The sequence below is a fragment of the Leptospira semungkisensis genome (genome assembly GCF_004770055.1).
GTDB lineage: Bacteria > Spirochaetota > Leptospiria > Leptospirales > Leptospiraceae > Leptospira_B > Leptospira_B semungkisensis.
Genome location: NZ_RQEP01000019.1, coordinates 369,838 through 393,327 on the forward strand (window position 1 = coordinate 369,838; position 23,490 = coordinate 393,327).

At 43.3% G+C, this 23,490-nt stretch carries 16 protein-coding genes; 5 read left to right on the forward strand and 11 right to left on the reverse strand.

Features of this window, described 5'->3' with window-relative positions; all coding sequences use genetic code 11:
* Nucleotides 1–70: 70 nt before the first annotated feature.
* Nucleotides 71–979: an alpha/beta fold hydrolase gene (locus EHO59_RS16105; RefSeq protein WP_135589475.1), complete on the reverse strand. Its 909-nt coding sequence runs from the start codon at nt 977–979 to the stop codon at nt 71–73.
* A gap of 58 nt (nt 980–1,037) precedes the next feature.
* The gene (locus EHO59_RS16110; RefSeq protein WP_167882140.1) at nt 1,038–2,030 is read right to left on the reverse strand and encodes a diguanylate cyclase; all 993 of its coding nucleotides are present in this window, start codon (nt 2,028–2,030) and stop codon (nt 1,038–1,040) included.
* Between the two features lie 229 nt (nt 2,031–2,259).
* Here EHO59_RS16110 and EHO59_RS16115 point away from each other — a divergent pair, with 229 nt between their 5' ends.
* Nucleotides 2,260–2,730: a four-helix bundle copper-binding protein gene (locus EHO59_RS16115; protein WP_135589477.1), complete on the forward strand. Its 471-nt coding sequence runs from the start codon at nt 2,260–2,262 to the stop codon at nt 2,728–2,730.
* On the opposite strand, the gene EHO59_RS16120 is transcribed toward EHO59_RS16115, so the two are convergent.
* From EHO59_RS16120 to EHO59_RS16135, 4 genes are all read right to left on the reverse strand, one after another.
* A complete protein-coding gene (locus EHO59_RS16120) occupies nt 2,727–4,154 on the reverse strand; it encodes a sensor histidine kinase (RefSeq protein WP_135589478.1) in 1,428 nt (475 codons plus the stop codon). The genes EHO59_RS16115 and EHO59_RS16120 overlap by 4 nt on opposite strands.
* Nucleotides 4,151–4,594: a response regulator gene (locus tag EHO59_RS16125; RefSeq protein ID WP_135589479.1), complete on the reverse strand. Its 444-nt coding sequence runs from the start codon at nt 4,592–4,594 to the stop codon at nt 4,151–4,153. Before EHO59_RS16125 ends, EHO59_RS16120 begins: the two co-directional genes overlap by 4 nt.
* 3 nt (nt 4,595–4,597) lie before the next feature.
* Nucleotides 4,598–6,454: a PAS domain S-box protein gene (locus EHO59_RS16130; RefSeq protein ID WP_135589480.1), complete on the reverse strand. Its 1,857-nt coding sequence runs from the start codon at nt 6,452–6,454 to the stop codon at nt 4,598–4,600.
* Nucleotides 6,455–6,591: 137 nt separating this feature from the next.
* Nucleotides 6,592–7,047 (reverse strand): peptidylprolyl isomerase, encoded by a 456-nt coding sequence (locus tag EHO59_RS16135; RefSeq protein WP_135589481.1) that lies wholly within the window; start codon nt 7,045–7,047, stop codon nt 6,592–6,594.
* Nucleotides 7,048–7,271: 224 nt separating this feature from the next.
* Here EHO59_RS16135 and EHO59_RS16140 point away from each other — a divergent pair, with 224 nt between their 5' ends.
* The 4 genes from EHO59_RS16140 (at nt 7,272) to EHO59_RS16155 (ending at nt 16,027) form a co-directional block, all read left to right on the forward strand.
* Complete coding sequence (locus EHO59_RS16140) at nt 7,272–9,962, forward strand: adenylate/guanylate cyclase domain-containing protein (protein ID WP_135589482.1); 2,691 nt, start codon at nt 7,272–7,274, stop codon at nt 9,960–9,962.
* Complete coding sequence (locus EHO59_RS16145; protein WP_135589483.1) at nt 9,946–12,063, forward strand: FecR domain-containing protein; 2,118 nt, start codon at nt 9,946–9,948, stop codon at nt 12,061–12,063. Before EHO59_RS16140 ends, EHO59_RS16145 begins: the two co-directional genes overlap by 17 nt.
* On the forward strand, nt 12,053–13,249 hold the full coding sequence (locus EHO59_RS16150) for an LIC11435 family protein (protein WP_135589484.1): 1,197 nt from the start codon (nt 12,053–12,055) through the stop codon (nt 13,247–13,249). Before EHO59_RS16145 ends, EHO59_RS16150 begins: the two co-directional genes overlap by 11 nt.
* 354 nt (nt 13,250–13,603) lie before the next feature.
* Nucleotides 13,604–16,027 carry a hypothetical protein gene (locus EHO59_RS16155; protein WP_135589485.1) on the forward strand — a complete coding sequence of 808 codons (2,424 nt, stop codon included), beginning with the start codon at nt 13,604–13,606 and terminating at the stop codon, nt 16,025–16,027.
* A gap of 51 nt (nt 16,028–16,078) precedes the next feature.
* Here EHO59_RS16155 and EHO59_RS16160 read toward each other — a convergent pair whose 3' ends face one another.
* The 5 genes from EHO59_RS16160 to EHO59_RS16180 form a co-directional block, all read right to left on the reverse strand.
* Entirely contained in the window at nt 16,079–17,944 is a 1,866-nt protein-coding gene (locus EHO59_RS16160) for an ABC-F family ATP-binding cassette domain-containing protein (RefSeq protein ID WP_135589486.1), read from the reverse strand.
* Between the two features lie 56 nt (nt 17,945–18,000).
* Nucleotides 18,001–20,229 (reverse strand): PAS domain-containing sensor histidine kinase, encoded by a 2,229-nt coding sequence (locus tag EHO59_RS16165; RefSeq protein ID WP_135589487.1) that lies wholly within the window; start codon nt 20,227–20,229, stop codon nt 18,001–18,003.
* Nucleotides 20,230–20,291: 62 nt separating this feature from the next.
* Complete coding sequence (locus EHO59_RS16170) at nt 20,292–21,209, reverse strand: alpha/beta fold hydrolase (protein WP_135589488.1); 918 nt, start codon at nt 21,207–21,209, stop codon at nt 20,292–20,294.
* An 18-nt stretch (nt 21,210–21,227) separates the two neighbouring features.
* Complete coding sequence (locus tag EHO59_RS16175; protein WP_135589489.1) at nt 21,228–21,701, reverse strand: cyclic nucleotide-binding domain-containing protein; 474 nt, start codon at nt 21,699–21,701, stop codon at nt 21,228–21,230.
* Between the two features lie 49 nt (nt 21,702–21,750).
* Nucleotides 21,751–23,439, reverse strand: coding sequence for a sensor histidine kinase (locus EHO59_RS16180; RefSeq protein WP_246052979.1), 1,689 nt, complete (start codon nt 23,437–23,439; stop codon nt 21,751–21,753).
* Nucleotides 23,440–23,490: the final 51 nt, after the last annotated feature.

A 23,490-nucleotide genomic window follows, 5' to 3' on the forward strand; every position in this document is an offset into this window, starting at 1 on the left:
ATCGTTAATTAACAAATAAGACTTAGTGCGACGCAAACAAATTTCAACTTTTTGGAAAAAAATGAAGGGCTTAAGAATGCTTTTTCCAGAATTCCAGGACGTAAGAGTTAATACGATCCGGAGCTTCTAAAGGAAGAAAATGTCCAGCTTGAGAAACGATCTGCAATTCGAAAGGAGCTCTGAAAGAAGTGTCCATTCCTTCGAACATTGATTTGTCGATGCAATGATCATCGTCTCCGGTGAGCACGAGCGAAGGAACACTGATCTTTCGAAACACAAGTTCCCTCGCTCGATTCCAATCTTTTAAAGAATCAGGCGTCATCAAGCCTCGATAATAACCGAGTGCCGTGCTCAATGCTCCCGACTCTTTTAAATTTTGACTCACCTCTCTGAATCGTTCTTCGGGTAAGACCCAATTGGGGCTCCAGTCTTTCCAGAGCCTTCTTAAAAAATCTCCGTCTTGGATGGCTTTTTCAGGAATACCGAATCTTAATTGGAAGAATAGAATGTACCAACTTCTGAAAATCTGTAATGGATGAGTAAATAAATTCTTAATGAAAACAGGAAGAGGAGGAACCGAGAGAGTGCTCAATACATCAAAAGATCTGGGAGAAAGATTGGCGAGTCCATACGCTGCAATGCTACCCCAATCATGTCCAAGTACAAGAACCTTGTCCGGATTTTCTTTGCGTTTGATCTTATCTAAGAGTGCATCCAGATCCTGGGCCAGATCGGCAATAGAAACTGTTCCGGTTTTTCCCTCCTTGAACCCGGAAGGAACGGATCCCTTGGAGTATCCTCTTAAAAAGGGCGCATAACAAGAAAAGTCGGAATCGGAAAATCTTTCCATCAAAGGAAGAAAGGAACGCGCGTCATCCGGAAACCCATGTAGGAATAAGGCCAGATTCTTGCCCTTCCCCACCTTAAGAACATCGAACTCGAGACCGTTCGCTTGTATTTTGATCTTTTCAAATTCCATTCTGGGTTACAATGTCGAAGTTACTACAAATTGAAAGCGAAAAGCCCGACTTCTTATCTCAAGCGGAATATAAAGCCACTCGGTTGCGCCCCGTTTCCTTGGCTTGGTATAAGGCGATATCCGCCTCTTTCAAAAAGCCTAAAGAATCTTTTTCTTCCTTTCCAGGAGTTTTGGTAGAGATTCCGATGCTTACGGATACATACGCAGAAGTTTGGGAAGCCTCGTGAGTGAGTTGCAATTCCTGAACCTTGGACCGAATATTCTCAGCAACGATAGACGCTTTTTCCGAGTCCGTTTCCGGAAGAATGACTGCAAATTCTTCTCCACCATAGCGAGCCGGAAAATCTCCTGCCCGTCTCGCAGTGTCTTTTAAGACTCCCGCCACTTTTCGGATGCAATCATCCCCTGCTTGGTGTCCATAGGTATCATTGTATTTCTTGAAGTGATCTATATCCAAAAGAAGGAGGGAAATCGGTTTTCCTCCTCTACAAGATCTTTTCCATTCCACTTCTAGGATCTCATCGAAGAAGCGCCTATTCCAAATTCCGGAGAGTCCATCCGTTCTGGAAACTCTAAGAAGTGCCTGGTATGCTTCGGAAAGCTTATCGGTGATCTCTTCTAGATCTTTTTCTCTCTGCTTTCTTTGCAGCATCTCATGGCGAAGCCTGAGAGCGGAGCGGACCCTTGCTCGCAACTCATTCGCATCAAAAGGCTTTGTAACGTAATCTATGGCACCGATCTCGAAGGCGGACTCCAAGGTTTGTGCATCATGAATTGCAGTAATGATAATGACAGGCAGGTCCGCAAATTCTTCTTTCGAACTCATGGTCTTCAGAATATCTAGACCGTTCATTCCACCCGGAAGCAGAATGTCCAAAAGAAGAAGGGAAATTTCTTTCTTATTCTTTGGATCTCCGCTTAGCCCTAACCACTCCATAGCAGTGCCCGGGTCCTGAGTGGAAACCACTTCTCCATAACCTGCCTTCTTTAAGATCCGTTCCACTAAGAGACAGTTTTCGGGAGCATCATCTAGGATCAGAATTCTATCTATTTCTGTGTGCGGAGAAACGGTTTTGCCTGTATCTTTATCTGGCCCAAACATCTTCGCTATTGTTTCATCCGACGGGAGATTCAAATTCTTATTACTTTTTAGAAAAGAATTTTACTAAGCTATATGAAAAGTTTTGGAAAGAAAGCGGTTTTTTTTCTCTCTTAGAAACGATTTTAGGCGACGAAAACAGTTCCCACCTGTATTTTAGAACGGTTCGAAGGGGGACACTTTGGAACAATCATTTTCAAGAAAACAAATCCTTGGCTTAAGTGCTGCCGCAATTGCGACTCTTGCCAGTTCTTCTGTATTAGGCGAGGATCATGCTTCCAAAAAACATTCTAAAAAATCTAAAAAGACAAACTCTATGCCGGTAGGTTCCGCTGCAGAAGCTTCCGCGCAGTGCATCGTCAAGGGAAGAGTTTGCATCAATATGTGCGTGGATGTCCTTTCCGAAGGCCATACTGAAATGGCGGACTGTTTAAGAAGCGTAGAAGAAACCACAGCGCTCTGCGAAGCATTTGTGACCCTTTCTTCTCTACATTCAGTAGGAACTAAGAAACTTGCTTCTCTTTGCCTTGAGTCTTGCGAAAGATGTGCAGCCCAATGCGACAAACACGCAGACCATCACCAAGAATGCAAAGATTGCGCAGAGGCTTGCAGGAACTGCATTGCTGAATTCAAAAAACTTCTCGCAGCCTAAAAAGGGAATTCTACAGAAAATTTAGTTCCTTGCGCGGATGTTTGGATATTTAACCTCGCTTTCAACTGTTTGGACAAGATCTGAATGAGTTGAAAGCCCAAGGTCTCCTTGGATTCAATCTCCGCGTAATCCGAAATTCCTACGCCATTATCTCCTACTTCCAGAAAGAATACTCCGTTCCTGTAAATGCCTCGGATAAAAAATTCTCCGTTTTTTCTACCCTTGTACGCGTACTTGATCGAATTGGTAGCGATCTCATTGATCATCATCCCGATCGGTAAAGCCTTCTCCACTGCAAGACTAAGTTCTCCAACTTCCACGGCTCTACGGATCTCAGAACCGATCCCGTACACGTTCCATAAATTATCCAACAACTTATCTACGTAAGAAGCCAATCCAACCTCGGAGAGATTTTTAGAATTATAGAGTTCGTTATGGACCAAGGACATGGAATAGATCCTACTCTCCGTATCCTTAAGTTCTCGAGTCACTTCCTTGTTCTTAGCATAATTTGCCTGCAAGTTGAGAAGGCTTGCCATGATCTGGAGATTATTTTTGACCCGATGATGGATCTCCTGCAAAAGAGCTTCTTTCTCTCGCAAGGATTGAAGAAGGGATTCTTCCGATTGCTTCCACTTAGTCATATCGACTAGAATGGCTAAGACGATTTCCTTACCCTGTAATTGAAATCGATACGAGGTAATCTCCATCAAAAGAGGAGTCCCGTCCTTTCTCTTATGCACATGAGTCTCTGGCAAATTCTTCCCGTATTTCAAAATGGAAAATAGATTGCTTCCGCTCGAGTTCGGATTTGCAAATAAATTATGAAATTGTAAACCTTGAAATTCTCTTCGATTGTATCCGTATACTCTCTCCGCTTCCTGGTTCAAGTCCAGAATGCCCTCTGAAGCAATATCATATAAAAGCACAGGATGAGGATTGTTCTCGAAGATCAGTCTGTATCTTTCCTCGCTTTCTCGGATATGGTATGACTGCTTCTCAAGTTTAGCCAGCATATCATGTCTTTCGATCGCATATCGGATCGATCTGAAAAGCAGAAGTGAATCGAATCTTCCCTTGATGAGATAGTCTTGGCCACCCGCTTTCAAGGCTTCCGATGCAAGATTCTCATCCTCAGTCCCGGAGCAAATAACGATTGGAATCTCAGGATAGGCCCGACTGATCGTCTCGAATCCGTGAAGACCGAAACTATCCGGTAAAGATAGATCCAAAAGAATGCAATCTATCTCATCCGAATAATCTTCGAGTTGCTCCATTGCATTCGTGACTGTGGCAGAATATCTCAATCTTATTCCGGAAGGATCCGCTTCCATAAGATACAACTCGAACAACCTGGAATCGTCAGGGTTGTCTTCGACAACTAGAATCTGCTTCATCTGAGAGGAAACGACTCTCGTACTCATTTTGGCGGAAGCCTAGATGTTTGGAACCAATAGATCCGAAGAGTAGCCATTGCCTCGAGAAAATTATCATACTCAACAGGCTTCTGGATATAGGAATTCGCGTGCAAATTGAAAGTCGCCATAATATCCCTTTCCGCACCGGAAGTAGTCAATACTACAACAGGGATCCTTTTGAATTCAGGATCCGACTTCAATTCCTCCAAGACTTCCAAACCGTTTTTCTTGGGCAGATTCAGGTCGAGAAGGATAAGATCAGGACGGCTTGCCCCTACAAATTCACCTTCTCCCTTAACGAAATCGATCGCCTCTTCTCCGTCTTTTGCAACGAAGAGCCTCTTCTCTTCTTCTAGTTCTTCTAAAGCTTCCATTGTAAGCCTCACGTCTGCGGGATTGTCTTCGACCAGAAGAATATCAAAATATTTTTTTTTAGGCACGCTCATGTATTAAACCTCAGGCAAGGTGAAATAGAATTCTGATCCGTTTCCGAGTATGGATCGAACCCAGATCTTGCCTTCATGATTCTCCACTATTTTCTTGCATATCGATAGACCGATCCCTGTTCCAGGGTATTCGGAATTCGCATGCAGTTTTTGAAATATTATAAAAATTCGATCAAAGTATTTTGCATCCATTCCTATTCCGTTGTCAGAAACACAAAATTCCCAGAATCCTGGGATCTTTTTTGCAGTTATCTGAACGATAGGACTTCTCTTAGGAGAGCGGAATTTTATCGCATTCGAGATCAGGTTAATGAACAAACGTCGGATCTGTTCCTGGTCCGCAAATATATTTGGAAAAGGTCCTTCGAATACGAGTCTTGCATTTGTCTCTCGGATCACGGAACCTAGATCTTTTTCTACTTCTTCTAGAATTCCTTCCGGATTTCCTTCCGATTTCTTGAGAGAAGAAGAACCAACCCTTGAATAGCTAAGAAGGCTTTCGATCAATACTTGCTGTCTCTTTGCGGCGTCAACCGAGACTCGGATGAATTCTCTCATCTCAGGTTTGATATCTTTCTCAAACTTTCTTTCTAAGAGCTGCAAATAACTCGCGATGGTTCTAAGTGGTTCTTGCAAATCGTGAGACGCGATATAAGCGAATTGCTCCAATTCCTTATTCGTCTTCGCCAGATCTCTCAATGCTTGCTCTAAGGACTCGTTCGCTTCTTTTTTCGCAGTGATGTCGCGGTTCACCATAATGAGTCCGGGAGAAATAAAACTATCAGGAATGATCTTCTTAAAATTACTTTCGATCATGATCTTCTTCCCGGAACTTAAGGTATGGATCAATTCTCTCTTAGAAGCGCCGACTGTTTCCCAGTCTTTCATAGCAGCTTTATAATTTTCATCCGTAATCCAGTCTTCTTTAAACATCACTGAGTAATGTTTACCTATGCAATCGGTCTCTCCGACCCCATAGAGTTGAGCAGCATATTTATTATAATAAGTAATCCTTTGGTCAGCATCCAATGCGATGATAGCATCATTTACCTGAGAGATGACAGACAAATTAAATCGGATCATCGCTTCGTATTCAAGCCGATCCGAAATATCATATACTATTCCTAGAATCTCCTCTACCTTCTTCTTTTTATTCAGCCTAGGATACATTCTAGTTTCTAGATAAAGATCATTGATCTTGCTATGATATAAACTCTCTTCTCCCTGTAGGGTCTTATTAAATGCGTCTAATACTTCCGGACGAGATTCGGCTCTATCATAGATTGATTTACCGGTAATTTCCTTAGGGTCGAGTCCTAGATGTTTCAGCCCCTTCCCCTCTGATAAAAGTATCTGTCCTTCCGGAGAAATAGAAAAGACCACGACAGGAAGATTGCTAATCACTGTCTTAAAATCTATAGTACGTTTTTCTAATGAATTCTGTGCTTCTTTTCTATCGGTGATATCAACAGCGACACCCACTAACCCGCTAATCTCTCCGCTCACTGATCTGGCAGGAGAGATACGTATCGTAAAGAATCTTCCTCCAAACTCTATTTCTGCACTGATCTCTTTTCCTACGAGCACTAGCTCCAGGACTTCCACCTGGCTTAAGGACCTGAGACTTCCATCTGGCTCCGGAATTTCTGCAATCCACGCATAGTCTACAAAGTTAGTCCCCTTCATAGAACTTGGATCTAGACCCAAGGCCTCTAAGGATTTGCCGGAGACGAAATTGATATTCCCTCCTTTGTCCGCAGAAAAGAGAATGATGGGAGAATTCGTGAGGATATAATCTAAGAGAGACTTAGCGTAGATGGAAGGATCAGGATAGCCTAATGTTTTGGAGAGTGATTCCATATAGAATCCCCGCCGGAACCGCGATTCCGGAAGGGACTCTCAATTATGGCGAAAATAGGATATTTTCAAGCATATTTCGATTTTTTCAACATGATTTTCCACATAATCAGAAAATAGTCCCCTAAGTAAGGGATTCTTTAAATGATCTCGATGGTTTCAATCACGACTGGCTGCAGAGGTCTGTCACCTGGGCCAGTTCCAGTTTCGGAGATCGACTGAACTATGTCTTCTCCCTCGGAAACGTGACCAAAAACTGCATGTCGATTGTCCAGGTAGAGGTTATCTCTTACATTGATGAAGAATTGAGAGCCTCCGGTATTCGGACCGGCATTCGCCATTGAAATCGTATATTTCTTGTTTTTGAGATCCGGATGGAATTCGTCTTGGATCTTATATCCAGGTCCTCCAGTGCCGGTTCCGCTTGGGCAACCGCCTTGGATCATGAAATTGGCGATAATCCTATGAAAGATCAGGCCGTTATAAAAGCCTTTTTGGGCTAATTGAATGAAATTGCCGGCCGTAATTGGAGCCTTTTCGTCCTCCAATAAAACGGAGAATTCTCCCCGGTTGGTTTTAAACTTTGCAACTGCCATATTTTTCCTCCGGATCCAAAATCCTTTAGTCGTTTAAGCGATCAACCAAATCTGACAATTTAGCGCAGAATCTCTTTCCCCGACTTGTTTTCAATTTGGAAGGCAATTCTACCGATAATTTAACAGAGGAAATCCGGAATCTACTTTCCGTTAGACGGGCGTTTTTTTTCCATTTCCTTTAGGGAAATTTTCGTTTTAGACCAAAATCCGGGATAATAATAGCAATGCCATCATCCACTAAATACATTCCTTTTGGCCCGAACGGTGCGGTCGCATTTTGGATCCCTGCTACAGATAGGATCCAAGATCAGTCGCAACTCTATGCCTGGGCAGAAAAAGGGATCAAGACGATTGTTTGCGTATTCTCCGAAAAAGGTTCTTCCTTGGTTACCGAACTCGAAGAAACATTGCATGCAGGGGAATGGAAATTATTTGCGTTAGAGGTTCCTCCCGGTCCGGAAACGAATGAATCTGTATTCTTCTCCTCTTGGAAATTAATTTCTGCAACAGCAAAATCTAATGTTCTATTCTTAATTCCTCCTGAGATAGCGGAAAGATGGGAAGTCATTCTTTCCAAAATGGTTTTAGCCTCTTATCCTCATATTGCGACCGGTGAATTGGCTGCATGGTTTCCTAGCCTTGCAGGCGACTCCGAAGACAGACTCTTGGGAGAATTCAAATCTTATGCTTCCAGAAAGAAGGCGCCTAAGGAAATTCCGGACAGCACAAGGGGAGAATTTTCTGTTTTTCTAAAGGAACTTCCTCTCGCAGTTTCAGGAATAGAGCTGGGAGTATTTCAAAACGGAAATGGAAAGGATTCGAACGGAAAGAAAAAAATTCCTAAGATCAAAGAGAAGTCCGACGAGTTCAGAACACTCGAAACAAAACCTGTCATTTCCTTTGACACCGTTTTTTCCGGTGAAAAACCAGCTTCGAATGGGACGGAGACCGTCCCCTCTTCCGCCGAGTCAGAAAACAAAGCAGAAACATTACCTTCTCCTAAATTAGAAAAAGAGAAAGCTCCTAAAAAGGAACCCGAGAAAAAAGCGGAAAAGACTTCTGAGGAAGCGCTTAGAACGAGCGCGAAATTCCCTCTACAGCTAAAACTAATGGCTGTAATCTCCCTTCTTCTTACCTTAACAGTTTCCACTGTGATCTTGTATGCATCCAGCGAGTTCAAGACGAACTACGAAGTCCGGGTATTAGAAACAAACTTTTCTCTTGTTAATATCCTAGGGATCAAAGTGAAATCCGACTTAAAGGATATTCGTGACAAGGGCAAGACCTTGACCGAAAAACTCTTGGATCCGAAAGGACCGGGAGCCTATGCCGATCTATTCTTTAGGAACGAACCTGACTTTTTGTTAGCGGGGATCTATTCTCCCCAGGGCCAAAAGCTGAAGAAGAAAGTAGTCCTCTATAACGATTCTTATTTGGAAGGGATTTCTTCGAATCGCAATGAATTAGATGCAGCGATCGAACAGAAAGAATCCTCTCTTATCAAATCGGTGCAATCAGGAGGAAGGATAGATAACCTCACTCCTAATTTCAAAGAACCTACCTTCTCTATCTCCGTATATGATGCTTCTAGTAATTCTATTTTAATCTATATAATTCGTTCGGAAAGACTTCTCTCTGTATTCCAAAAACAGGATATTAACGTTCCTTTTCTGATCAATGGAGACGGGGATCTGATCGCTCATCACGATCTGCAACTTCTGGCCTCTCAAACGAATTGGGCAGATCTACCTATCTTTGAGACAATGCTTTCTTCTGTAAGAGAGGATAGCCAGCAGACAAGATACGAAGATAGCACAAAGACGAAATTCTACGGTTCTTATCAGAAGCTTGGATTCGGAGGCGCTGGAGTCATCGTTAGCGTTCCGGAAGAGAAAGTATTCGAGATGGTCTATAGGATCCAGACAAAGAACCTTCTCATTATGGCGATCGCACTATGTGTGGCCTTGATAATCGTATTCTTCTTAGCTCGGAATATTACCATTCCTATATTAAAACTATTGAACGCAACGGTCGAGATCGCCAAGGGAAATTTCCGAATCGGAATCCGCTCTACGACCAGAGATGAGATCGGAGTTTTGACAGATTACTTCGTGAACATGGGCAAGGGTCTCGAAGAAAGAGAAAAGGTCAAAGACGCATTAGGAAGATTCGTTAACAAAGAGATCGCGGAGATGGTCCTAAACAAGGAGCTAACTCTGGGAGGAGAAAGAAAGATGTGTGCCATCTTCTTCTCCGATATTCGCTCTTTTACGGCTATTTCAGAAAAGCTGCAACCAGAAGAAGTTGTCGAATTCTTGAACGAATACATGACCGAGATGGTGCAATGCGTGAATGAAACCCACGGTATCGTGGATAAGTTCATCGGAGACGCGATCATGGCTACCTGGGGAGCAGTTCGTAGCTCGGATCACGATGCAGAGAATGCAGTGAACGGAGCGCTTCTCATGAGAAAGGCTCTTATAAGATTCAACCAAGGAAGAGGCGGTGATAAGAAGCCTATCATTCGGATCGGTTGCGGTTTGAATTTTGGTCCGGTGATTGCCGGTCAGATCGGTTCCGAAGAAAGATTGGAATATACTGTGATCGGTGATGCGGTCAACCTCGCCTCTCGTGTGGAAGCATTGAATAAGCCTTTCGGCACCGACGTACTGATTACTCAAGATCTCTACGACAGAGTGAGAGATATATTCGCTGTAGAAAAAATGCAAGCGATCAAGGTAAAAGGAAAAGAAGATCCTCAACAGATCTTTGCTGTCTTGGGCAGAAAAGATGATCCAGATCGCCCGACAGACTTAAACGAGCTCAGAAAACGTCTGGGTATAGAATACGAATCTAAGAAAAAAGCAAAAGCAGGAGACGCCGAAGAGGAACTGAAGTATGAAATTCTTGACTGACGGCCGCTACGTCGTTACAGCTCTAGTCTTACTTTTATTTTTCTTCTCAGGGCTTCTCTATCTCTACGCAAACGCAGGTCCAAAGACCGGAAATAATAAGATCGTAGGCGAGCTCAAATCCAAGCAGCTTAAAATATTACGAAAACTTGATTCAGAAGTGGTTTGGGAGGAATTGGACGAGTCCGATCCGATCCGCTACAGAGACACTATCCGCACGGAAGAAGGTGCAGAAGCAGTATTACTTTTTACTGATGGAGATAATTCCGCAGAGATCCGCTTGGATGAAAGAAGTATGATCTTAGTGGAAGACACTGACAAGATCAGTTTCGTTTCTGGGTCTCTTTCTGCGACCGGAGCGGGTGCAGGTAAATTGCAGATTAGCTCTGGCGATACTAAAATCGCTCTCGGAAATTCCGATCTAAAGCTATCCAAGGACGAGAACAAGGGTCTCAACTTAGAAGTAAAGAAAGGAGAGGCAAAGATCGTTTCTGCTTCGGGTGAAAACGTAGTCGGAAAGAACCAATCCGCAGATCTGAACGGTGGAAAAATAGAGGTCCGAGTATTGAACTTGGAAACGACGGCTCCTCTAGACAAATCGGCTCTTCCTCTCAAAACGGAGACCGCGCAAGTACGTTTCGAATGGAAACCTGCGGAAGGAGTTCGAAATTACAGACTCGAAGTCGCAAAGGATTCCGGTTTTCGCACCGGTCTGAAAAAAGCCAATTCTGCGGGAACTGCAGCAAGCATCGTATTATCAAATGGATCTTATTACTGGAGAGTGGTTGGAAAGAATCCTCAGTCAGGAAAGGAAGAATACAGCGCTTCTAAGAATTTTAAATTAGTTTCTTGGTCCAAACCTAAACTGGTATCCCCTTCCTCTAAGGAAGTTTTCTCGTATAGTACTGGCGCTGCGCCTTCCGTTCGTTTTCAATGGATCACTACAGATCCTGCCGCTAAGTACAAGTTAGAAGTTGCAGATGATGCGAACTTTAAACAAATCGCATATTCTAACGATTCTTCTGCCGGATTCTCGAAATGGGAGCCTAAGTCAGAAGGACAATTCTATGCAAGAGTTAGAATGTTTTCCGATCGAGAAGGATTCGCCGAGCTGAATTCGGATCCTGTCTCCTTCTCCGTTCGAAAATCGGCTCAGGCAGAGCCTCCTAAATTGCTCAAACCTCTTTCCGGAGAAGAGATAGGAATCCGGATCTTTAAGACAGGTTCCTTCTTCAGTTGGAGCGCAAGTAAAGAATTCAAATCCTATACCTTGGAGATCTCAAGTGATGCGGATTTCAAAAATATAATATTCTCCAAGTCCACCAATTCGAATTTCATGAAACCTGAATATGATTGGAAAGAAGGTGGATATTTCTGGAGAGTTAGAGCTGCATTCCAGGGAGAAGGAGAAATCTCTTCTTCTATCAATCGTTTCGTTCTTAAACCTTTGCTACCGATCCGTCTAGCCTTCCCCAAAGATGGGACCGAGTTAGGTCATCCTGTAGATGGAAAATTGGCCTTCCGTTGGGACCGACCGGATCCTACTGGAAATTACAAATTGGAAGTCGCAAAAGATTCGAATTTCAATTCTAAGGTAGTAGATACTACAATTCGTTCTGGACTGGGCAATGTCACTCTTCCTGGCCCAGGCGATTTCTATTGGAAAGTTTCCTTAATTTCTCCGGAAGGAGAAGTCTTGGTAGTAAGTCCAGTCTCAGGATTTAAGACCTCGGATTCCGCACCTTTTGTCACTCCACTATACCCAAGGGATAGAGATAAGGTAGATTTGGATGAGAAGGAAAGCTTGGCCTTTTATTGGGAAACAGAAGGAAAAGCCGAGGCCTATATACTTGAACTTTTAGAATCCGATAAAAAAGCTTGGAAAACGGTATTTAAAAAGGAAATAAAAGGAGAATCTTACGACTTCCGAGAGTTATACAAATTGAAGGAAGGAAAGTACCAGTGGAAACTCAGCGCGAAATACCGGGACAGTTCCGGAGCGTTGCGGACCACCTTGCCTCTTTCCAGAGATTTTGACGTGGTAGTATCGGCTACTCTAAAGGCTCCGGAGATTTTAACTCCCAAGGAATTCTATGTTGAATAGAAATGCTCACTCATTGCGTTTTCTTTTCTCTTGGATCTTTCTAGGAGTTTGTTTCCTCTTATCCTTTCCCATCTATTCCAAAGAAGAAGGCGTCAAATTGGAATGGAGGCAGATCCCCGATGCAGGCGGATACGTAGTAGAGATCAAAGACTCTAGAGGAAAGATCACTCGCGAAAAAACGAACGGTACTCAGATCCAGTTGGAACTTCCGCCAGGAACCTATGAACATAGAATCGGTGTATTGAATCGCTACGGAAGGGTTTCCGTATTCTCCACTTGGATCCCTTTCGAAGTAATCCTATCTCAGAAACCGGAGATACTCAGCGCAGAGAAGAATAAATTCCTAAACAAGGATCTTCCTGATACATTCGAGATCAAAGGAAAACACTTCACTGACGCTACTAAAGTTGTATTAAAAGATTCTAAAGGAAATGAAGTCTCGATCAAATCCATAGAAGTGAAGAACTCCGAAACGATTCTAGTCACTGTAGACCGGAAAAAACCTCCGGAAGGAGCGGTTTCCGTTCGAGTGGAGAATCCGAGGAATAAAGTCGCAGAAAAGGAAAACTATCTTTTCGTAGCAGAAACGGAAAGCGAGCTGGCGGCATTAGAATCTAAGGAACAGAAGAAACAAACCTCTTCGGCACCATTCCGATTCGACTACGGTGCTGTAGCGAGATCCGCGATCGTTCCAGGTTGGGGTCAGTATTATCAAAACAAGTCCAATTTTAGGACCTTCTTATTCCCTGCTCTTCTCTTGGGAGCTGGAGCTTACGTAGCTAGCGAAGGAAATTCTTACCTAAACGCAAGCCACGCATTGTCGGCTGCGAGACAGAATAATGTCATGTACAACTATGCATTCATCCATTCCGGCAATCCAACTTTCTTTACTTTAGCTTTTTATAATTATAGCCAGATCGCCCCCAAATATTCTACGGCTGTGGCTGACTACAATCAGCTCGAAATCGGCATCGGAGTTGTCGGTCTCTTTTATATATTAAACTTAATGGATGCAGGATTCTTTGCGGGGAATAAGGAAGTCCAGGTAGAAGGAACCCAAGCTCCCGTAACTGTTTCTCCTCTGATCCGAAATCTCAGAGACTCGAACCAGTCCAATGCCTACTCTTTGGGTAACTCCACAGGGCTATTCCAAAGAACGGAAATCGGCGTACAGTTTGCCTGGTGATCCGATTCGATTCATTACTTTTTGATTACGATTCATAGATCGCCTTCTTCTAGTTAATCGAATTTATATATTCTAAAAATCTAATTCAAAATAGAAGATTTTCCAATATCAGAATGACATTTTGTCTCTTTTTGACTGCCACACTTTTGACGCAAAAAGAATCTCTCAAGTAATAGGAAACTCGCAGCCGCGTTTCCTTCTTGCAAAGAGAAGAGGATATAAATTTTGTCTTAGATAAGCCAAAACTACAGTCCTTCTTTTTTAGAAGGACAATACTAGAATTAAGATGCAATTCAACGCATCGAAATTTGTTTTATTATTAATAGGGAAATGAGAATGGCCGGGGCGATGCTTATGATACGCAAACTCTACCGCTCCCTCGTCGGTGGCGTGGGTCTTCTATTTCTTTTTGGTTGTTACTCTGGTCCGCATAGCGGAAGCATTCTGGAGTTTCTTACCTTCCAACCCAGCTATATTGCTTATACTGCACCCGTCCCTGTCAATGTAGAAGTAAACGGTTGGACGAGTGGCGGGACCTTAACTGTCTATAACGATCTGGGTGAGATTCTTTCTTATACGGGAGATGGCACTCAACAATTTCCTACCTTGGTTAAGCTAGGTTCCGCTTACGGAGTTCATGTGACTGTTCCTACAGTCTCTCCTCAATTGACTTGCAATATTAGCAATCCAAATGGTCCTCTAAAGTATCCAGTTACTACGATTTACGTTACTTGCGGTTTGGTATTTCATAATCTTTCCGTAAGAGTATTCGGTTTGGATCCTACGATAGCAGCTTCTTCTCATCTTGTGCTCCAAAGTTTATCTGACACTCTGAGCTTCTCTTCCGACACAACAGTAGACAAAACTTTCGCGACTCAGATCGGAGATACTGCTACTTATAATATTACTTTTGCATCTGTTCCGACGGGACATACTTGCTTCTTCCCGAATGCCGACGGAAGCGGCTCTATGACGATGGATATGACCATTAAGGTGGATTGTATTAGTGTTTTAAGCTTTCTTCCTTCTTCCAATCTTGTGGGAGGAGCGGATAAGATCGCAATCAATCTATCGTATCATGGATCTCTGTCCGGTTGTTCCTTTTTGGCGACAGGCTCTTCTACCAGACAGGATGTGATCAGCCTTTCTCCTCAGCCTACGATCATTTATCCAACTGCTCCGAATGACAATCAGATCGTTATTGTTCCAGACCCTACCACTCTTTGGGGAACTGGAGGCGACAGTGTCTTGCAATTGCAGGGATGCACCTCGGATGGTCAACCGATCAACGGAAGTAATCCGATCTATTATGAATTCACAGCGACGGGCAATATACGTTATGTGGATATAAACACCGGTAGCGATTCGAATAATTGCACGGATGGCACGACTAACGTTTGTCAGACCATCCAAGCTGGATTGACTTCTTGCGGAGCAGCAGCATCTTGCTCCGTTTATATCGCACAAGGAACGTATCCGATCACATCCCAATTGCAATTGGATGCAAAGACTTCTCTCGTAGGCGGGTTTCCGAGCGGATTCGGATCTGGATTAGGACCAGATGTATCTACTTATCCTACGATCATTCAGGACCAGACCTCATCTTGCGGGACTTCCTACACTACTATGTGTAGTCCGATCAATATTACTACAGCACTCTTAAATCCTGCTTCGATCAGTTTAACGGTGAGCAATCTTAGAATACAAATCAATTCTTCGGCGAGTTACGCAACAGGAATCCTTGTGGATGGAGCAGCGTTTAACTCGGGACAGATCCGCATCTCGGACAATTTTATCTATGGCTATGAAGGAGCAGCGAGCGCCACAGCCGGAGAAAGAACGGGAACATTAGTGCGCTCCTCCAAGAACGTCGTCATTATCGGAAACTGGATCCGAGGGGATTCTGGCTCTTCCGTTTCCGCTGCGGTCCACTTGGATGATGCGAATGCTACATTCATTTTATATAATATACTCGACGGCCTACTCACGACCACAGGCGGATACAGCACCGGAATTCAAATGGACAATATTGCAAGCGGCTCCGTGGTCGGGATCGCTGAGAATAAGATTAACGCATACCAACATATCTTTGCGGCAATTGCTCCAGCAAAATCGAATGGAATTACCGTTGCATCCACTTCGAGCATGGGTTCGGTCTATATATTCAATAATGATATTTATGTGGGCAATTCCAGCGCGGCAACTGTGGGAGATGCGGTCGGTATTTCCTCTCAGGCCTCAGCAGGAAATATATATAATATCTTCAATAACCAGATCTTTGGTAGAACTGCTTTAGGCAATCGGGTCGGTCTCTACTTCTTGAATTCCCCGTCTAGCGCAACGAACGTATTGGGGAATAATTTCAATGTGGGAATTCCTATCCTAGTAAGCGCGACCCAGTATACATTCTGTAATACTACCTTGTCCTCCAGCTGTCTGTTGGGAGTCGCTCTGACTCCTCTGAGTTCTGCCGGAATCGGAACCTATAACAATAGTTACGGCGATAATCCTATGTTTAAATCGATCACCGGGCTCGCTCAGATCTCGGATATATGGAGATTTAATTCCACTACTGGAACGCCTAGCGCAAGCAATACTCCTTGCACGTCTATGTATGGAGGAATAAATATATCTTCCTATCTTCCTGCCTACTTGATACCTTTCTTTATGACGGATTTCGATCTGCACACTCGAACGACTACTGCGTATTCTCTGGCGCCTTCAGGTTCAAATTCTATTTCCGTCGGTGTTTACGAGACGGACGCGAACTGTCAGTAGTAAGATAAAACCTGACTAAAACTTAGTCCTTGTAAATTTCCACGAAGTGATTCACTCTTTGGAAGCAAGATCCTCCCATTCTTTTACTTTCAAAAGAAGTTCTTCCTGCAATTGAGTAAGCCGTTCGCCCGATTTTCTTGCGAGTTCTGGATCGGTGGACTGTAGCTTCTCTACTAAATCCTTTTCTTCCGTTTCTAAGGAAGCGATTTCCTTTTCGAGTGTTTCTAGCTTTCTCTTGTCTTGGTAACCTAAGCCTTTCTTCTTTGAGGACTCTGTTTGCCTTTCGATCGGCTTGGGAGAAGCAACCTTGGTTTCTTTCTCTTCGTATTCTCTGTATTCCAAATAATCTGAATAATTCCCGGGAAAGCGATCTATCCTTCCTTCTCCTTGGAAAATAAATAGGTAATCCACTACCCTATCCATGAAATATCTATCGTGAGAAACAACGAGAACCACACCCGGAAAATCATCCAAGAACTCTTCAAGAACGGATAACGTTGGAATGTCTAGATCATTTGTAGGCTCATCCAAAACTAGAAAGTTCGGGTTCTTCATGAGAAGAAGTACTAGATACAGTCTCTTCTTCTCTCCTCCGGAAAGTCTTTCTATCTTAGTTTGCTGCAATTGGGAAGGAAATAGGAATCTCTCTAAAAACTGGGAAGCGGACCAGACTGTTCCATCGCTCATCTTTACATTCGGAGCAATCTCTTCTTTCACATAATCCAGAACTTTCTTATCTTTAGGAAGGTCCCTTCCCATCTGATCGAAATAACCGAAGTTAGTGTTTAGGCCCGCAGAAACATCTCCTGAGTCCGGCTTTTCTCTTCCGGTGATCATATTCAAGAGAGTTGTCTTTCCAGTGCCATTCGGACCTACGATACCGATCCTTTCTTTACTCTTAAAAACATAGGAAAATCCTCCTACAAGAGGAGTAGTAGTATATGCTTTCTTAATATTCTTTAGTTCTAATACTTTTCCACCCAGTCTTCGTCCTGAAACTGAGATGTCTAATACGATGTCTTTTCCGGTTTTCTTTCTCTCCAGGACCTCGACTACTCTATCTGTTCTCGCCTTTTGCTTGGTTCCTCTTGCCTTAGGTTGTCTCTTCAACCATTCCAACTCGGTTCGTAAAAACGATTTTCTCTTTGCCTCTTCCTTTTCTTCGATAGCCTGCATCTCTACCTTCTTCTCCAGATAGAGATCATAATTTCCCGGAAAGACCCTAAAGGTTCCTCGATCGATCTCCAGGATCCGATTGGCTACTTCTTCCAGAAAGTATCTGTCGTGAGTCACTAGTAAGACTGCTCTATCCGTATTCTGCAAGAAATCCTGGAGCCAAAGAATTGCGTCTATATCCAAATGGTTGGTAGGCTCGTCTAATACGAGCAGATTGGATTCTTCGGTAAGGGCCTGGGCTAAGGCGACCTTCTTGACCATTCCTCCGGAGAGTTCCCCCATCCGGCGAGTCACGTCAGGTATATTCAATTCCCTTAATATATTCTTTAATCTAGCTTCCAATTCCCAGGCTTGTTTGGAATCCATCTCTTCCATAGCATCGTGATATTCTTTTTCGGCGTTTTCTCCGCCTTTCTCCAAGAGCAGGCATGCCTTCTCGTATCGTCGGACCGTTTCCAGTAAGGGGCCTGAACCGGAAAGTATATGTTCTAAGATCGTATTCTCAGGCTGAAACTCGGGAAATTGAGACAAGAAAGAGATTTTCAATTCTCTGTTCCGGACAACCTTTCCGCTATCCGGTTCTTCTATGCCGAGAAGGATCCTAAGCAAGGTAGACTTTCCGGAGCCATTGATCCCGAGTAGGCCTGTCTTTTCGCCCTCGTCTACTCCGAAGCTAAGATTGCTGAATAATTGCTTTTCGCCGATGGACTTGGCGACTCGATCTACAGATATGAGATTCATTCCCCTCCAGGCTTTTCGATCTGGGAGGATAGGCAAGGATTTTAGAAAGAGTTACGTTATTTGGAAATGGGAACTTGGATCTGATATCTAGTGCCGATTTCGACTGGGACCAATTCCCATTTCGCTTTCAGCTTATCCAGCAGCATTCCTACAAGTTGCAATCCTAGGCCGTCCGAATTTCGCACATTGAAATTCTTAGGTAGACCGATCCCATTGTCCCCCACAAGAATCGAAATACCTTCCGGCGACTTGTTCAGACCTATATAGATCTGGCCTCTCTTTTCTCCCGGAAAAGCATACTTTAGAGAATTGGAAACTAGTTCGTTGAACACCAAAGCAAGAGGGATCGCAAAATCCAGATTCAATCGTATGTCTTGGGATTCGATGGAATATTCCACCTTTCGGTTTGCACCGAAGGATTGCACAAGAGCGACAAGTAGGTTGTTCAAGTATTCCGTAAAATCCGCGTCTGCGATTGTATCATTTTGATACAGCTCCTTGTGAACAAGAGCCATGGATTGTATCCTTCTCTCGCATTCCTTTAGGATCGTCACAAGTTTAGGATCTTCGGTAAAATCCGTCTGGAGACTGAGAAGGCTGGAAACTACCTGAAGATTGTTTTTGACCCTATGATGGATCTCTTTCAGCATTACTTCCTTTTCTTCCAAGGATTTTCTAAGAGTTTCTTCATAATGATATCTTTCGGTCACATCGCGGATGATCTGGGTCGCTCCGATCATATTATGGCTATCGTCCCGAATGGAACTATAATTAATTTCTAATACATTATCGCTGATCAATCCGGAGACCTTTCTCTCTATCTTAAAGACATCTCCAGTCAAGGCCCTACTCCAATTTCGGATGATCATCTCCATCTCTTCCGAGTTGTCCATGGCCATATCATAAATACGATTTCCGACGGTCATTCTACGACCGTACAATCTCCAGACCAACAATTCGAATGCAGTATTGCAGGAGATGATCCTTAAATCCATATCCACGGCGCAAATGGAATCCTTTACCCCTTCTATGATCGCTTGCAATCTGTCGTTTGTTTGAAGGATCTTTCTTCTCAGGTCCCCAAGTTCTTGGTCCGCTTTCTTTCTTTCGGTGATATCCCGAACGATGACCTGCATGAACTTCTTGCCTCTTTGGTCGAAGGCGACTGCAGATACTTCCACAGGGATCTCGGATCCATCTTTTCGAATAAATTTCTCTTCGATAGGTTCCAGAGGTTCCGATTTGAGCATTGCACGAAGTACTCTTTCGCCTACGACTTGTCTGGAATCAGGATGCACAAAATCGATGATCTGCATTCCTTCCACTTCTTCCAGAGAACTATAGCCTAACATCTTGAGGCCGGCCTCGTTGATATACAGCACCTTTCCGTCGGCATGAAGACCGATCCCGTCTGGAGAAACTTCTACAAGTCTTCTGTATTTTTCTTCGCTCGCGAGAAGTGCGGTTTCCCAGACTGTACGGAGAGTAACGTCTTTTAAGAAAAGAACGACTTCTTTGATCATTCCTTCTCTCAACAGAGGAGCAAAGGAAGCCTCTAATTCGGAATTAGAATCGGTGGGAAATAATTTACTAAAATGCCATTTAACCTTTTCACCGGAAAATGCCTTATTTAATTGTGCAAGAAAGATCTCTCTATGATCTTCCGAAATAAAAGGAAGCACCTTGTCATCCTGGTTCAATAAGATCCCGAACTGCTTATGTATTTCTGTCCTTCCGGAGGAATTCACATATTGAATCCTTCCGGATTGATTCACTCGGATCACCCAGTCTTCAGTGCTATCTAATAAAATACTAATATAAGAGAGCTGGTCCTTAAGAATGATCTCGTTTTTCTTTCTTTCAGTGATATCTTGAACGGAACCGTAAATTTGAGTGACCCTTCCCTTATCACTATCCCAGATCGGACGACCATGATCCCTTAGCCAAATGATTTCTCCTTCCGGACCGAATACACGATATTCATCCACCCTAGAAAGACCGGTTAATAAAAACTTAATACGTTCTTCGACAAGCGCATGATCGTCCGGATGGAATTTACTCATATCGCGACTGTTCCGAAGAAAGACCAAGTCCTCGGATCTCATTTTAGCGAAGGAAAGAAATGCGTCGTTGACCCAGGTAAGTTGCAGGTTTCCGTCTTCGGAAACTTCTATTCGATAGATATAATCATTAGAAACTACCGGCGTGAGAACACGGATCTCTCTTTCTATCTTTTTCCGGAGACTCCGATCCTTGAACCAATTGAAAAGTTTGGCTAGCGCCATCACTACCCCGGAACGCATCCAATATATAGGAAGGCAAAAAGCCTTCCTTCAAACTTAGGATCTTATTTTTTTAGAAAATCCCGGTAGACGTTTGCGACTTCTTCCGGTCTCTCCAGCATGGGAGCATGTCCCATATCTTTAAGAATTACTTTCTTAGATCCTAATATTCCTTTTTCTAATACTTGTGCTCCGGAAACACTGAGAACTCTGTCAGTATCTCCCCATAAGATTAGAGTCTTTGCCTTGATCTTATTCATTCTTTCCTGGAGAGGAAAATCTCCCTTACGGATCTGTTTGAATATGAGCTTATTGAATTCGGAGCTTTTGATCGCCTTCTCCGCGAAATAGGAAGTAAGGAAAGAAGGAATCGAAGGAGGCTTTACGAAAACGAAATTGATCATTTCTTGGAATTCTTCAGGTGTATTGGAAACAAGGTTGTTCTTTCCTTTTTCCAAGTTCTTTGCGAGCTCGCTCTTTTCAGGGCTATTGACTCCGGAAGGCGCAAACAATCCTAGGCTGATCACTTTTTCAGGATACGTCGCCGCATACACCCCAGCGATCGCACCACCCATAGAATTTCCAACGATATGAAATTTGGTCCAGCCTAGCTTGGTAGCAAATTCATCTAAACGCTTAACTTGAGCCTGAACATTATAATCCTGATCTGGGAGTCTTTCGTTCTCTCCGAACCCAGGAAGATCCATTGCTACCACAGTGTATTCTGGAGTGAGCCATTTAGAGAATCGGGTCCAGTTGTCTTTGTCTCCGCCGAAACCATGAACCAAAAGGACTTTTTCGGATCCTTCTCCTCCCTCTAAGTAAACCCAATGCCAAGGAGCAATCTGAAGATCTTTCTTGTCCAGATCCGCCTTCCATCTTTCATAACCGATTCCGGTCTTTACCAGAGTTTCAGTACAGGAAACGGATCCGAATAGGATCGTAAGGGAGAGTAAGGCGCCGATTAAAATTCTCTTCTTCATATTCTTTCTTTATAGTTCTTACAAATAACGTTTCTTTAATTCTCTTGCGTAAGCCAAATCATGAGTCAAGAGTCTCATTCTCTTAACTAGATAATTGGTGATCCCTTTGTAGAATTTAAGAGCGAGTCCTGGATCTCCGTCTAAGATCTTTTGTAGATGATCGAAAGGGATTTCGAGAAGTTCACATCTTTCCATTGCTTCTACTGTTCCGGCTCTCTTTCCTTGGTCTAAGAAAGGGAATTCTCCAAAATGATCGCCAGTAGCGATCGTGGTTACGTTCACATCGTCGCCTTTTTCGGTAGAAGTCAAAATTTTCAAGGTCCCGTACATGACCACATAAAAGGCCTTTGCCTCGTTCCCCTCTTGGTATACGGACTCACCCTGTTCTAAAACCTTATATTTGGTTTGCTCTGCGATCTTAGCCAACTCATCCATCGTAAAGTTGGAAAATAAATAGATCTGGTGTAGGATTTCTTCTTTAGTGTGTTGCATTTGTTCCTTACCAAAGACCGAGTCTCTCGCCTAGAAAAAAACCATCAAGCTACTTTCCAAGGACTGGGTCCGGAATTCTAAGACTGAAATTTACTCCGTTTTTTGTAGTGAACTCCGAGCCTGCCTTGAGTTGCATGGATAAGATCTCGATTAATTGCATCCCTATACTATCCGGCCCTTCGCAGTCTTTTATCTGAAATCCGACGCCGTCATCCGAATAGCAGAATAGAATGCAGGAATCTTCTTGGAAAATTCTGATCTCGAGCTTTCCTTTTCTTCCTTCTGGGAAGGCATATTTCAATGAATTGGTGACTAACTCGTTCAGGATCAATCCCAGAGGAATGGCCCTTTCTATAGAAACTTCCAAAGAATGCAGATCCAAAGAAAGCTCTACTCTTTGAGAGGCTCCGTAAACCCGAATCAAATGGGAAACGAGAGTACTAAAATAGTGCTCCAGATCCACAGCAGCCAGATTCTCAGAACGATATAGTTCCGCATGAACGAAACCCATAGACTTCACCCGATTCTCGCATTCCATTAGGATCTTTTTCAGATTCGGATCCTCTGTATTCTCTGATTGAAGACCAAGAAGACTGGATATTACCTGAAGATTGTTCTTAACCCTATGATGAATCTCCTGCAGCATAGATTCCTTTTCTTTTAAGGATCTCTCGAGAGAACGAGTCATCAAGTTTCTTTCGGTGACATCTCTAACGATCCCCATATAGCGGGATTCATCAATCCGAACTGCGTTTACTTCAGTCTCCAAAATAGTTCCGGACTTATTTCTAAATTTCCGGCTAAGTATGACGGGCTTTCCGATCTCCAAGCTAGCGATCTTCTCTTTCGTGTGTGTCCAACTTTCCTCATCCAAAATATCTTTTAGATACAAGGATTGAAGTTCTTCCTTTGTAAACCCGAGTAATTCAGTCATCCTTTGGTTCACTTCAAATATCTTGGAATGAATGTCCGTAAGAATGATGGAATCGGATGCATTCTCCACCAACGAACGATATAGTTTTTCACTCGCTTGCAGAAGAGAGGTGGCGAGTATTCTTTCCGTAACATCGTAAAGAATGGAGAATAACACTCGTTTGCCGCCGAACTGAAGAGGACCACTGTATACTTCCATATTTCGGATCTCTCCGTTCTTAAGCCTATGCTTGAACAAAAAGTACAATCTGGATTCGGAGGCAGCCCTCTTCATCTCCTCGAATACTTCCGCTTTGGTCAGTATATTGATGTCTGTGATCTTTAATTTTAAGAGTTCTTCTCTAGTATAACCGTAGAACACGCAGGCTGCATTGTTCACGTAGAGAATATCTCCGCTGTCCGGATCTATGATCCACTTGATCGTTTGATTTGTCTCAAAGATCTGCCTAAAGGGAAGATCACTCGCAAGAAATTCTTTCCAGTACGAGTTCTCTATGATAGAAGCGGAATTTTCTTCCTGAGGTTCCAGCTCCACCCAAACCATTCCATGAGTGACAGACCAATTTGCAGAAAGAGTAATATTCTCCGGAAAGGATCTTGGGTTCTTTCCAGGCTGCCAACTCAATGTGACTGTCCCCTTCTCGCCTTGTATATGCTCCGTGCCTTGCAGAAAATGGGAAATTGGGATCTGGAACCAGGAATCTAAAGGAAGATTTGTCCTCTGGATCAAACCGGAAGGTTCCATTAAAATACACCAGTTTGGAAAGAAGGACGACTTCATACAAGACCCAAGCGGGATACCCATTCCTGAATATCATTCGACTCTAAAAAATCTTTTTTTCGGATCTCCCGTTTC